General features: G+C 63.7%; 14 protein-coding genes. 5 read left to right on the top strand and 9 right to left on the bottom strand.

What is annotated here, in order from left to right; all coding sequences use genetic code 11:
* Positions 1-36: 36 nt before the first annotated feature.
* The 3 genes from N7333_RS03015 to N7333_RS03005 form a co-directional block, all read right to left on the bottom strand.
* On the bottom strand, positions 37-303 hold the full coding sequence (locus N7333_RS03015; protein WP_003239904.1) for a DUF4404 family protein: 267 nt from the start codon (positions 301-303) through the stop codon (positions 37-39).
* A gap of 118 nt (positions 304-421) precedes the next feature.
* Positions 422-1,141, bottom strand: a complete 720-nt coding sequence (locus N7333_RS03010; RefSeq protein WP_129482390.1) for an HAD family phosphatase — start codon at positions 1,139-1,141, stop codon at positions 422-424.
* Positions 1,142-1,203: 62 nt separating this feature from the next.
* Positions 1,204-1,614, bottom strand: coding sequence for a thioesterase family protein (locus tag N7333_RS03005; RefSeq protein WP_129482391.1), 411 nt, complete (start codon positions 1,612-1,614; stop codon positions 1,204-1,206).
* Positions 1,615-1,720: 106 nt separating this feature from the next.
* Between N7333_RS03005 and N7333_RS03000 the strand changes: the two genes are divergently transcribed.
* Positions 1,721-2,425: a VacJ family lipoprotein gene (locus N7333_RS03000; protein WP_003239909.1), complete on the top strand. Its 705-nt coding sequence runs from the start codon at positions 1,721-1,723 to the stop codon at positions 2,423-2,425.
* A gap of 55 nt (positions 2,426-2,480) precedes the next feature.
* On the opposite strand, the gene N7333_RS02995 is transcribed toward N7333_RS03000, so the two are convergent.
* On the bottom strand, positions 2,481-2,780 hold the full coding sequence (locus tag N7333_RS02995) for a PilZ domain-containing protein (protein WP_003239912.1): 300 nt from the start codon (positions 2,778-2,780) through the stop codon (positions 2,481-2,483).
* 213 nt (positions 2,781-2,993) lie between these two features.
* On the opposite strand from N7333_RS02995, the gene rssB reads away from it, so the two are divergent.
* Both rssB and rssC read left to right on the top strand, forming a co-directional pair.
* On the top strand, positions 2,994-4,178 hold the full coding sequence (rssB, locus tag N7333_RS02990) for a two-component system response regulator RssB (RefSeq protein ID WP_003239913.1): 1,185 nt from the start codon (positions 2,994-2,996) through the stop codon (positions 4,176-4,178).
* 8 nt (positions 4,179-4,186) lie between these two features.
* The gene (gene rssC / locus N7333_RS02985; RefSeq protein WP_003239915.1) at positions 4,187-4,669 is read left to right on the top strand and encodes an anti-sigma factor antagonist RssC; all 483 of its coding nucleotides are present in this window, start codon (positions 4,187-4,189) and stop codon (positions 4,667-4,669) included.
* Positions 4,670-4,807: 138 nt separating this feature from the next.
* Here the strand turns inward: rssC and tal are convergent, their stop codons facing one another.
* Positions 4,808-5,734 carry a transaldolase gene (tal, locus tag N7333_RS02980; protein ID WP_129482392.1) on the bottom strand — a complete coding sequence of 309 codons (927 nt, stop codon included), beginning with the start codon at positions 5,732-5,734 and terminating at the stop codon, positions 4,808-4,810.
* Positions 5,735-5,930: 196 nt separating this feature from the next.
* On the opposite strand from tal, the gene N7333_RS02975 reads away from it, so the two are divergent.
* Positions 5,931-6,260, top strand: coding sequence for a transcriptional repressor (locus tag N7333_RS02975; RefSeq protein WP_129482393.1), 330 nt, complete (start codon positions 5,931-5,933; stop codon positions 6,258-6,260).
* On the opposite strand, the gene dusA is transcribed toward N7333_RS02975, so the two are convergent.
* The 3 genes from dusA to N7333_RS02960 all read right to left on the bottom strand — a co-directional run bounded on the left by dusA (position 6,230) and on the right by N7333_RS02960 (position 9,056).
* Entirely contained in the window at positions 6,230-7,225 is a 996-nt protein-coding gene (dusA, locus tag N7333_RS02970) for a tRNA dihydrouridine(20/20a) synthase DusA (protein ID WP_129482394.1), read from the bottom strand. The genes N7333_RS02975 and dusA overlap by 31 nt on opposite strands.
* A gap of 229 nt (positions 7,226-7,454) precedes the next feature.
* On the bottom strand, positions 7,455-8,606 hold the full coding sequence (ampC, locus tag N7333_RS02965) for a class C beta-lactamase (protein ID WP_129482395.1): 1,152 nt from the start codon (positions 8,604-8,606) through the stop codon (positions 7,455-7,457).
* A gap of 12 nt (positions 8,607-8,618) precedes the next feature.
* Positions 8,619-9,056, bottom strand: coding sequence for an Lrp/AsnC family transcriptional regulator (locus N7333_RS02960; protein WP_012018475.1), 438 nt, complete (start codon positions 9,054-9,056; stop codon positions 8,619-8,621).
* Positions 9,057-9,190: 134 nt separating this feature from the next.
* On the opposite strand from N7333_RS02960, the gene N7333_RS02955 reads away from it, so the two are divergent.
* On the top strand, positions 9,191-10,087 hold the full coding sequence (locus N7333_RS02955; protein ID WP_129482396.1) for a DMT family transporter: 897 nt from the start codon (positions 9,191-9,193) through the stop codon (positions 10,085-10,087).
* Here N7333_RS02955 and N7333_RS02950 read toward each other — a convergent pair.
* Positions 10,077-11,912: a sigma-54-dependent Fis family transcriptional regulator gene (locus N7333_RS02950; protein ID WP_129482397.1), complete on the bottom strand. Its 1,836-nt coding sequence runs from the start codon at positions 11,910-11,912 to the stop codon at positions 10,077-10,079. The genes N7333_RS02955 and N7333_RS02950 overlap by 11 nt on opposite strands.
* Positions 11,913-12,096: the final 184 nt, after the last annotated feature.

Raw genomic sequence — 12,096 nt, 5'->3', positions numbered from 1 at the left:
CCCGAAAGGGGTGGCGGCTGTAGGCTTTCCGACGGGTCAGATGCCCATATTGGCCAGGCTCTGCATGATGTTGCGCAGGGTGCCGGCGAGGGTGGGGTGGCTGGCTTCGAAACGTTCCACCGCCAGGTTGACGCCGTCCATCAGGGTGGCATCGGGAGCGGCCGCGGCCTGGCGCGCCAGTTGTACTTCGATTTCCTGAATCAGCAGGTAAAGCGATGCCCGTTCTTCTTCGCTGAGCGGCGTGCCATGAGCGAGTTGCTCATGAAGAGCTTCCAGTTGCTGCTGCAGGTCATTGGCTGGCATAGGGTTCTCCCTTGTCGAATCGGCATAGGCATTGACCGTTGTCGGTGGCCGAAGGTTTCTGCCCGTACAACAAGGGTAATTCAAGCACGCCGGCTTTGCCTGACCAGGGTCAATCCGTTCAGGGCTTTTCGCCCTTGAGCCGGCGCATGCCGATATCCTCGAGGCTGGCCTGGATCTCACCCAGATGATCGACCACCGAGTGCGTCCCCAGGCGATAGAGCTGCAGCGTGGCCTCGGCGCGCAGACGCTCCTGCTCGTTCGTCGTCAGCGCCTGCCAGTCAGCCGGCGCGAGGCCGCACAGGGGGCCGCAGGCGGCCAGGCCGATGGTCCAGCAGCCGGCATTGAGGCCGGCCTGCAGAAGGTGCGGGTTGCCGCTGACCAACACGCAGCCGTCGAGACGCTCCACACCCAGTTGGCTCAGGGCCTGCCAGCAGGCGTCAGGCGCGGGCCAGGGCCTGGCCTGGCGCGCCAGGACAGCCGTGACCGGTACCGGCAGTGCCTCGGCCAAACGCAGGCTGGCGTCTGCCGGCAGGCTGTCGAGCCAGGCGCAGGGAATGGCGTCGGCGTGCAGCCTGTGCAGCAGCTGTTCTGCGCCGGGCGTGAGCTCCGCGTGTTCGTCGGCTACTTCGCTCAGCATCTGCTGCAAGGCCTGCTGTTGCGTCGGCGTCGGCGCTTGGCCCAGCCAGCCCGCGAGAGCCTGCTGCGGGCTGCCCAGGGTATCGGTGCGAGTGCATTGGGGATGCAGCCGCTGCAGTGCGACCGGCAAGGTGCGGGCGCCGAAGTCGACCAGGCAGCCGGACAGCTCGAAAAGAATGGCGGTAGGGGAGGCGTTAGGCATGGGGTCATCCGTGGCGGTGGCCTAGTCCAATCTAGCGCCAGCGGATGACCGGAAGATGACCGTCAGGTGACGCTGAGCAGGGCGCGCAGATGCTCCGGCAGGGCAACGGATCGGCCGCTTCGATGGTCGATCCAGACCAGCTTGCAGTAACCTTCGCCGTAAACCGTGTCGGGATCGTCCAGCGTGGTCAGGCGGTGTTCGACCACCAGGCTGCTGCGCCCCAGGGCGCCGGCATGCAGCTCGACCACCACCGTAGCCGGGTGCACCACGGGTTTGAGGTAGGTGTGCTGGGTCTGCAGCACTACCGGGCCTTGAGGTGCGCCGCTCATCGCAATGCCGACGCGCTCGAACCAGGCGACCCGCGCCTCTTCCAGGTATTGCATGTAGATGATGTTGTTGACGTGCCCGTAGCTGTCCATGTCGCCCCAGCGCACGGGTATCCGGGCGGTATTCAGCAGTGTCTTATCGGTCATCACAATTGTTCGCTATGCTGCCCAATCAGGGCTCCAGGCTTTATACTGCGCGGCCTTCACGGCCGCTGGCGGGTGGCCACACCACTTTTCTCAAGGAGAGACTGCAATGCATGTTATCGGTGCTCGCTGGATCGTGCGCCTGGGGAGCCTGATGGCGCTGGTCGGCCTCAGTCTGCTGCCGGCCATGAGCCAGGCCGCTTCGGAAGAAGACCCCTGGGAGGGCTTCAACCGCGCGATGTTTCGCTTCAACGATACACTCGATACCTACGCGCTGAAACCGATTGCGCAGGGCTATCAAAAGGTCACGCCGCAGTTTCTCGAAGACGGCGTGCACAACGTCTTCGGCAATATCGGCGACGTCGGCAACCTGACCAACAACCTGCTGCAGGGCAAGCTGCACGATGCCGGTGTCGATACCGGTCGCCTGATCTTCAACACCACCTTCGGCCTGCTGGGCTTCTTCGACGTGGCCAAGCATATGGGCCTGCAGAAGAGCGACGAGGATTTTGGCCAGACCCTGGGCGTCTGGGGCCTGAACAGCGGGCCCTATCTGGTGATCCCGTTCCTCGGTCCGAGCACCGTGCGCGACGCCGCCGGCAGGGTGCCGGACAGCTTCGTGACGCCTTATCCGTACATCGACCACGTGCCGACCCGCAACGTCACCCGTGGCGTCGAGGTGGTGGATACCCGCGCCAGCCTGTTGTCGGCCGAACGCCTGATCAGCGGCGACAAGTACATCTTCATCCGCAACGCCTACCTGCAGAACCGCGAGTTCAAGGTCAAAGACGGTGACGTCGAAGACGATTTCTGAGTTCGGCAGGCATGAAAAAGGCGGCTTAAAGCCGCCTTTTTCGTAAGCATGCGTTTCAGCTCATCGAGATGATGGCCAGGCCCAGCGATTGGCGTCCGTCACCCAGATCGCCGATTCGCACCACTTCGGCCTGGGCGTCGAGGCCGGCCAGTTCGCTGTGTTCGGAAGGGATGTGCACCTTGACCTTGTCGCCCATCTTCAGCATGACTTCGGCCTCGATTTGCATGCCGGTGCTGGAGAGATCCAGGCACAGGGCCGGAATTTCCCGGCCAGCATGATGCAGGGTGACTGGCGCTTCCAGTCGCATGCGGATGTAGTCGCGTTTCTCGCTGTACGCTCGATCACTCTGACTCATGGACCCTGTCCTCTTCTTATGAGCTCTCCCGCGGTTCTTATAACTCCCGCCGATTTACCCTGTAAAGCCGCCGGACGACGACCGGTGCCGGCTTGAATCGCTCGCCAGATGGGAGTACCGTCTGCCCCTTGAAATCGCCCTGGCGCCATTGATGCGGCGCCGCGCTACGGGCAGTCACCCTAATTGCCCTGGCGCAGTTTGCCTGGATACCCCATGCACAAAACCAGTGCCACTCTGCTGATCATCGACGACGACGATGTCGTGCGTGCCAGCCTCGCAGCCTATCTCGAGGACAGCGGCTTCAAGGTATTGCAGGCCAACAACGGTTTGCAGGGGCTGGAAGTGTTCCAGCAGGAAAGCCCCGACCTGATGATCTGTGACCTGCGCATGCCGCAGGTCGATGGCCTCGAGCTGATCCGTCGTATCAACGCCCTGGGTGTCGAAGTCCCGGTGATTGTGGTCTCGGGCGCAGGCGTCATGAACGATGCCGTCGAAGCCCTGCGTCTGGGCGCTGCCGATTACCTGATCAAGCCGCTGGAAGACCTGGCGGTGCTCGAGCACTCGGTGCGTCGGGCACTGGATCGCTCGCGCCTGCGCATGGAGAACCAGCGCTACCGCGAGAAGCTTGAGGCTGCCAACCGCGAGCTGCAGGCCAGCCTGCACCTGCTGCAGGAAGACCAGAACGCCGGTCGCCAGGTGCAGATGAACATGCTGCCGGTGACGCCCTGGCAGGTCGATGGCCTGACCTTCGCGCACAAGATCATCCCCTCCTTGTACCTGTCCGGTGATTTCGTCGACTACTTCCGCATCGACGAGCGACGCATCGGCTTCTACCTGGCGGACGTTTCCGGGCACGGCGCTTCTTCGGCCTTCGTCACCGTGCTGCTCAAGTTCATGACCACGCGCCTGCTCTACGAGTGGCGGCGGGGCGGTTCGCTACCCGAGTTCAAGCCCTCCGATGTGCTCGGCCACATCAATCGCGGGTTGATCAACTGCAAGCTCGGCAAGCATGTGACCATGCTGGGCGGGGTGATCGACGAACAGAGCGGCCAGCTCACCTACAGCATCGGCGGCCATTTGCCGCTGCCGGTACTGTTCGAGAATGGCGAGGCGCGGTATCTGGAAGGGCGCGGCCTGCCGGTCGGCCTGTTCGCAGAGGCCGAGTATGGCGATCAGGTCATGAAGCTGCCCGAATCATTCAGCCTCACCTTGCTTTCCGACGGCATTCTCGACCTGCTGCCAGGCGAGACGCTGAAGGAGAAGGAATTGGCGTTGCCACAACTGGTTAGCCAGGCTGGCGGTACGCTTGACGGTTTGCGTCAAGTTCTCGGTCTGGCCAATCTGGGTGAGATGCCGGATGATATTGCCTTGCTGGTGTTGAGCAGGAACCTTGCATGAACCCTGGGATGAGCCCCGGTCGCATCCAATTCGCCGAGCAGGATGGCACATTCGTCCTGAAATTCGTCGGCGAAGTCCGTCTGACGCTGTGTTCGGCGCTGGATGCCACGATTGAGAAGATTTTCACCGCGTTGAATTTTTCGGCCATCGTCATCGACCTGACCGAAACCCGCAGCATCGACAGCACCACCCTGGGTCTGCTGGCCAAACTGTCCATTCTTTCGCGGCAGAAGGTGGGCCTGTTGCCGACCGTGGTGACCACGCACGACGATATCACCCGCCTGCTGCAGTCGATGGGTTTCGATCAGGTGTTCAATATCGTCGATCGTCCGATTCCCTGCCCGGAAGCACTGGACGACCTGCCATCGCAGGATCAGAACGAGGAAGTGGTCAAGGCCAAGGTGCTGGAAGCGCACCGTATCCTGATGGGGTTGAACGACTCCAACCGCGAGGCCTTCCATGATCTGGTCAGTGCGCTCGAGCGGCACTGACCTCCCTGGTTTTCCGTCGGGTGCGCTGTGCGCACCGACTGATTCAAAGAAAGCCTCAGGTGCGCACGGCGCACCCTACGTATTGATCTCGTAGTATTCGAAAGGGGCGTCAGCTTGGCTGGCGCCCCCTTTTTTTGTTCAGGCCTTGGCGGCCAGCAGTGCCTCGAGCTTTTCCTGGTCACGGGCGAACAGGCGGATGCCCTCGGCCAGTTTCTCGGTGGCCATCGCATCTTCGTTCAACGCCCAACGGAAGGCGCTTTCGTCCAGCGTCTGACGAGCTTCGCCAGCGCCGCCCGGAGCAAGCTTGCGGCTCAGTTCGCCCTCATCCTCGGCCAGCTTCTGCAGCAGTTCAGGGCTGATGGTCAGGCGATCGCAGCCGGCCAGCGCTTCGATCTGGCCGAGGTTGCGGAAGCTCGCTCCCATCACCACGGTGTCGTAACCGTTGGCCTTGTAGTAGTCGTAGATACGGCTGACCGACTGCACGCCCGGATCTTCGCTGCCGACAAAGTCACGGCTCTCGGTTTTCTTGTACCAGTCGTAGATGCGGCCGACGAAAGGCGAGATGAGGAATACGCCGGCATCGGCGCACGCTTGCGCCTGGGCGAAGGAGAAAAGCAGGGTGAGGTTGGTCTGCACGCCGGATTTTTCCAGCTGCTCGGCAGCGCGAATGCCTTCCCAGGTCGAGGCGATCTTGATCAGCACCCGTTCGCGGCCGATGCCGGCCTGCTCATAGAGGCCGACCAGACGCTCGGCGCGCAGCAGGGTGGCGCCGGTATCGAACGACAGGCGGGCATCCACCTCGGTGGAAATGCGCCCGGGAATGACCTTGAGAATCTCCTGGCCAACGGCAACGGCGAAGTGGTCGCAGGCCAGACCCGGATCACCCTTGCCGGCGCTGACGGCCTGTTTCAGAAGATCGGCGTAGCCCGGCAGCGATGCGGCCTTGAGCAGCAGGGAGGGATTGGTGGTGGCATCCACCGGCTTGAGCCGGGCGATGGCGTCGAGATCACCGGTATCGGCGACCACGGTGGTGAACTGCTTGAGTTGTTCCAGCTTGGAGGTCATGACGAGGCCTTGTCGTTGCAGATGGCATGACCTTACCCGAGGCGCTGCGGGCGCTCAACGGTCGAGTCACTGACAATTTTTTACCTTTTGGGGGCGCGCTTTTGGCCTGCTCGTTCGTCTTAACATATGAAGGTGCGGTGAAACGCGCCGAGGTCGGTGGAGTCCGACTTCAGATGAGCAGCCAAGGAGCCCGAATATGTCGACCCAAACTCAGCGCTCTCGTTCACTATGCCGCGCGGCTCCGGATACCCGTCAGTGCCGCGAATGGCTGCAGGCCGCAGGGCTGCGTTTCAGCATGCCGAGACTCAAGGTGGTGGAGGCGCTGTATGGCGCCGACGACGAGCAGGGAATCTCCAGCCGCGACTTGCATCGGCAGCTGAGCGAGGCGGGCGAGCCGCTGTCACTGGTCAGCGTGCGGCAGGTGCTGCGCCGTATGGAGGAACACGGCATGGTGCAGGCCACCGGGCGCAGCCGTTACCGCCTGACGGCGCCGGATCAGTGCCCGCGGAGCAATTCGGCGGCCTGATCCAGCAGCCCCAGCGGATCCTGCACCTTGTGGATGTCTACCGACAGCAGCTGACGAAAGCGCCGGGCGCCGGGAAAGCCCTGAGCCAGGCCGAGCACATGGCGGCTGACGTGATGCAGGGTGCCGCCTTCGCGTAGGTGCTGCTCGACGTAGGGCTTGAGTGCGAGCAGGGCGTCCATGCGACTGATGCTGGGTGCCGCCGCGCCGAACAGGCGGTTGTCCACTTGCGCCAGCAGATAAGGGTTGTGGTAGGCCTCGCGGCCGAGCATCACACCATCGAAGGTCTGTAGATGCTGCTCGCATTCTTCCAGCGTCTTGATGCCGCCGTTGAGGATGATTTCCAGATCCGGGAAGTCACGCTTGAGCTGGGCGGCCACATCGTAGCGCAGCGGCGGAATCTCGCGATTTTCCTTCGGCGACAGCCCCTCGAGGATGGCGATACGGGCATGCACGGTGAAGCTGCGGCAGCCGGCGTCCCGCACCTGGCCGACGAAATCGCATAGCTCGGAATAGCTGTCGCGGCCATTGATGCCGATGCGGTGCTTGACCGTTACCGGAATGCTCACCGCGTCCCGCATGGCTTTCACGCAGTCGGCCACCAGCGCCGGATGCCCCATCAGGCAGGCGCCGATCATGTTGTTCTGTACTCGATCACTGGGGCAGCCGACGTTCAGGTTTACCTCGTCGTAGCCATGCTGCTCGGCCATCTTCGCGCAGGCGGCCAGATCCTGCGGGTTGCTACCGCCCAACTGCAGGGCGATGGGATGCTCGCATTCGCTGTAACGCAGAAAACGTTCGCGGTCGCCATGGATCAGCGCGCCGGTGGTGACCATCTCGGTATAGAGCAGGGCGTGACGCGACAGCTGACGCAGGAAGAAGCGGCAGTGGCGATCAGTCCAATCCATCATCGGCGCCACGGAAAAGCGGCGGGACAGGGCGGGGCGGGTGGTGTTCTCTGGTTGCATAGACGTTCGGCTGAGTGGCGTTGTCCCGAGCACCGACAGGCTGGTCTGTAGGCGTTGGCGACAAAAAGGGCCGATAGTCTATCAAGAATGCCGGCTGGTCTGGGGTCAGTGAAAATCCCGGCTCTTCACATCGAGCCCGGTCAGCAGCGGGCTCAGGCGGCTATCGGCTGGCGACCGTTTGTCGCTCACGTCGGAGGCAGTCGGTCGCAGCCAACGCCGACTCCAGCCTCTATTCCTGAGGCGCCGGTAAGCCAAGCGCCTCGAGCAACTGCAACGCCAGGCGTATGCGCTCGGCATTGGGGTAGTTGCGGTTGGCGAGTATCACCAGGCCGGTATCGCGTGCCGGCAGCAGCAGGATGTAGGCGCCGAAGCCGTTGGTAGAGCCGGTCTTGTTCAGCAGCAGGTCACCTTCGGCCGGCGTGGGTGCGCTGAAACGCTCCACCGCCTGGGGTTGCAGGGCCATCTCGGCGGAGTTGCCCGCTTGCAGCTTCGCCAGGTTGATGGGGTAGGCATAGCGCTCCCAGCCCAGGCCCTGCGTCATGTCGCCGACCTGATAGTAACCGCGATGGGTGGAGCTGACGGCCTGGTGCAGCGGTGCGGGCAGCTTGTCCGGGTGCAGGTTGGCGTCGATGAAGCGCAGCATGTCCGCGGCAGTGGATTTCAAGCCGTAGGCTTCGGCATCCAGCGCGCCGGGGCTGACCCGCACGGCCTTGTCGTCGCGGTAGCCCCAGGCATAGCGCGTCATCTGCTCGGCCGGTATCTGCACGTAGCTTTCCTGCATGCCCAGTTGCGGCAGCAGGTCCTGCTCCATCAGTTCCTGGAACGGCTTGGCCAGGCTGGCGGCGGCCAGGTGACCGAACAGGCCGATACTGGGGTTGGAATACAGTCGTTGCGTGCCGGGCGGGTAGACCGCCTGCCAGTTGCGGTAGTAATCGAGCATCTGGCGTTCGTTGCCGACTGCATCCGGAAACTGCAGTGGCAGGCCGCCAGGGGTGTAGGTGGCCAGGTCCAGCAGACTGATGTGATCGAACGCGCTGCCCTGTAGCGCCGGCAGGTACTGGCTGGCGTTGTCGCTGAGGTTCAGCGTACCGCGCGCTTCGGCGTAGGCGCCGAGGGTGGCGGTGAAGAGTTTGCTGATCGAGCCCAGTTCGAACAGGGTGTGGCGATCCACGGCCTGGCCGCTTTCACGTGAGGCGACGCCGTACTCGAAGAAATGCTGCTGGCCCTTGTGGCTGATGGCGATGGCCATGCCGGGGATGGCATAGGTCTGCATCATCGGTTCCACAGCAGCATCGACTGCCTGGCGCAGCTCGGCGAAGGCCGATTGGCTGCCCAGGCAAAGGCCGAGCGCGAGGAGCAGAGGGCGAAGGGATGGGTGCATGATCGTTCCTTGTCAGTTCATCGGGGGCAGGCGGCGGGGCACCGAGGTCTTCTTGACGATGGCGGTGTTGGTTTCGGCATGGCCGTTGATGCGGTCGAGCACCTCGTCCAGTTGCTCCATCGAGCGCACGTGCAGGCGAGCGATGAAGCAGTCCTCGCCTGTGACCTTGTCGCATTCGGTGAACTCGGGGGTGGCCTGGATCAGCCGTTCCACCTCGTGCAGCTTGCCGGGCAGCGGGCGCACGCGAACGATGGCCTGCAGCTGATAGCCGAAGTGGCTTGGATCGATTTCCACTCGGTAGCCCTTGAGTACGCCGCGTTCTTCCAGGCGGCGCAGGCGCTCGGCCACGCTGGGTGAGGACAGGCCACTGATCTGCGCGAGGGCCTTCAGGGAGCGCCGCGAGTCTTCCATCAGGGCCGCGATCAGGGTCTGGTCGATTTCATCGGTCATTGCAGGCCTCGTTAGGCAAAAGCCGGAATCTGCCGTTGTAAAAAAGGCATGAGGCAGATTTTGCCTCAGATTCGCCATGGAGAGGAAAGTTGCACCTTCGGATAATGGAGGCCTGTCAAAGCGAGGATCGAACCGTGGACAACAAGCTCAAGCGTGGCTCGCTGGAAATGATCGCCGCGATGCTGATTTCCGGCACCATCGGCTGGTTCGTGCTGGCCTCCGGCCAGGCGGTGGTGGACGTGGTGTTCTGGCGCTGCCTGATCGGCGGCGCCGCATTGTTGCTGGTCTGCGCCGTGCTCGGCCTGCTGCGCGCCGAGCTGCTGGGGCGACGGGTATTGCTGCTGGCGGTGCTCAGCGGTGTGGCCATTGTCGGCAACTGGCTGCTGCTGTTCGCCTCCTACGCGCAGGCATCCATCGCCGTCAGTACCGTGGTGTACAACGTCCAGCCGTTCATGCTGGTGGGGCTGGCGGCGCTGTTTCTCGGCGAGCGCATCACCTGGCTCAAGCTCGGTTGGCTGGCGCTGGCCTTCATCGGCATGCTGGCCATCGTCGGTGCCCATGGTCGTGGTGCGGTGGCTGGCGGCAACTATTTACTGGGCATCGCCCTGGCGCTGGGGGCGGCGCTGCTCTATGCGGTCGCGGCGTTGATCGTCAAACGTCTCAGCGCTACGCCGCCGCATCTGATCGCGCTGATTCAACTGCTGACCGGTGTGCTGATGCTGGCGCCCCTGGCTGGGCATCAGCTGCCGCAGGGCGAGGCGGCCTGGGCCAGCCTGATGACCCTGGGCGTGGTGCATACCGGGCTGATGTACATGCTGCTCTACGGCGCCATCCAGAAACTGCCGACGGCGCTGACCGGCGCACTGTCGTTCATCTACCCGGTGGCGGCGATCTTCGTCGACTGGCTGGCCTTCGATCACTGGCTCAGCCCGCTGCAATGGCTCGGCGTGGCGGCCATCCTGCTGGCCGCGGCGGGCATGCAGCAGGGCTGGCGCTTTGGCCTGCGGGCGCGGCCTACCGTCAGGGCCTGACGCCCTGTTCGCGCAGACGCTTGTACAGCGTATTACGGCTCAGGCCGAGGTGGCGGGCCAGGTAGGAAATGTTGCCGCCGCAGGCCTGGTACTGGCTGGCCAGGTCGCAGGCGTCGATCTCGGCCGGGGCTTGCTCAGGGGCGTCCGTTGGCAGGTCGAGAAAGAAATCGTCCGGCAGGTGTTCGGCACGGATAGGTTGCTCATCGGCCATCACCAGGGCCACGCGCAGCACGCTGCTTAGCTGGCGCAGATTGCCCGGCCAGGGGTGGCGCTCGAACAGCTCCACGACCTCGCGGCTGAGCCCCGCCCACTGCCTGGGTTCGCGATGTTGCTCCCATAGCCGCTGGAACAGCGCCTGCTTGTCGCTGCGCTCGCGCAGCGGTGGCAGCTCCAGGTTCAGGCCGCTGATTCGGTAGTAGAGGTCGGCGCGGAACTGGCCGCTGTCGACGTCCTGGCGCAGTGGACGGTTGGTGGCGGAGACCAGGCGTACGTCCACCGGATGCAGCTCGCTGCTGCCCAGTGGCTGCACGCAGCGCTCCTGTAGCACGCGCAGCAGACGCGCCTGCACCCGCAGCGGCATGTCGCCGATCTCGTCGAGAAACAGCGTGCCCTTGTGCGCCTTGCGGATCAGCCCGATATGGCCCTTCTGGCTGGCGCCGGTAAAGGCGCCTTTTTCGTAGCCGAACAGCTCCGACTCCACCAGCTCTGCCGGAATGGCGGCGCAGTTGACCGCGATGAAGGGCTGATCGGCGCGCGAACTGGCGCGGTGCAGAGCCTTGACGAAGACCTCCTTGCCGGCGCCGGTTTCACCCTGCACCAGGATTGGGATGTCCTTTTCCAGCAACCGCTCGGCCAGGCGGATGGCCTTGTCCATCCGCGCGTCACCCAGGCTCAGCGCACGCAGCGGCGGCTCCTCGGGTACGGGCGCAGGGCCCTGCGGACGGAAATCGCGGGCCTGTATCGGCGCCGGCCGGGCAGGGCGGCGCACCCGCGCGTGAAAGCGAAAATGGCCGCTGGTGCGCAGGCTAAACGGCTGGCCGTCCGGCTGGTTGAGCAGTTGCTGCAGTGGCACGTCGAACAACTGCTCGATGGTGCCGTAGGTCAGCGACTGGCCAAGCAGGTTGTCGGCGCGGCGGTTGGCCGAGACCACATGGCCGCGTTCGTCGAACACCACCAGGCCGGCCCAGGGGCTGTCGAGGTTGTCCAGGCTGGTGTTGAAGCTGAGCAGGTGATACTGGTCGGCGAACAGCTTGAGGATCAGGCGATTCTCCACCGACTGGCTCATCATCTTGACCATGCCGAGGGTGTGCGCCGGCGGCAGGTAGCTGTCGCTGGACACGTCGAGCACGGCGATCATGCGCCTTTGCTCGTCGAAGATCGGCGAGGCTGAACCGGTCATGAAACGGTTGGCCTTGAGGAAGTGCTCGTCGTGCTGGATATGCACGGCCTGGCCGCAACTGAGCGCGGTGCCGATGGCGTTGGTGCCGGTGTAGCGCTCCAGCCAGCTGGCCCCGGCGACGAAGCCGGCGGCCTGGCGCGGCTCGATGAAACGCTGGTCGCCCCAGGATTGCAGCAGCCGACCCTGCTCGTCGGCGAGCATGATCAGGCAGTTGGAGTTGGCGAGGATGGTGCCGTAGTAGGGCAGCACTTCCTGATGGGTGGTCTGCACCAGCGCCTGGCGGCTTTCCAGCAGGGCCGAGAGTTCGCCGGGGGCCGGCGGGTCGAAGCGCGGCGTGCTCTGGTGGGTCAGGCCGTAGTCACGACAACGCGACCAGGACTCCTGGATGATGGTGTCGTGTGCCGGGGCACGGGCAGCTTCTGTCATGGTGCGATCTCTTCTTGTCGGTTCGCGATCTGTGTCGCGATTGGTCCAGTCTCGTTCATGACTGTTCAATGTCAACGAACGAATTGTTCAGTTGTTCACATCTGACTGTTCAAAAGTGTTCAGTCGAACATCGCCAGGCAACCCGATCTCGCGCTTTTTCTCTTGAATATCAGTTGGATATTCC

This window comes from Pseudomonas sp. GD04158, from assembly GCF_029834875.1.
Classification (GTDB): domain Bacteria; phylum Pseudomonadota; class Gammaproteobacteria; order Pseudomonadales; family Pseudomonadaceae; genus Aquipseudomonas; species Aquipseudomonas hydrolytica.
The sequence above is the reverse complement of the archived record's forward strand: the minus strand, read 5'-3'. Positions and strand labels throughout refer to the sequence as shown.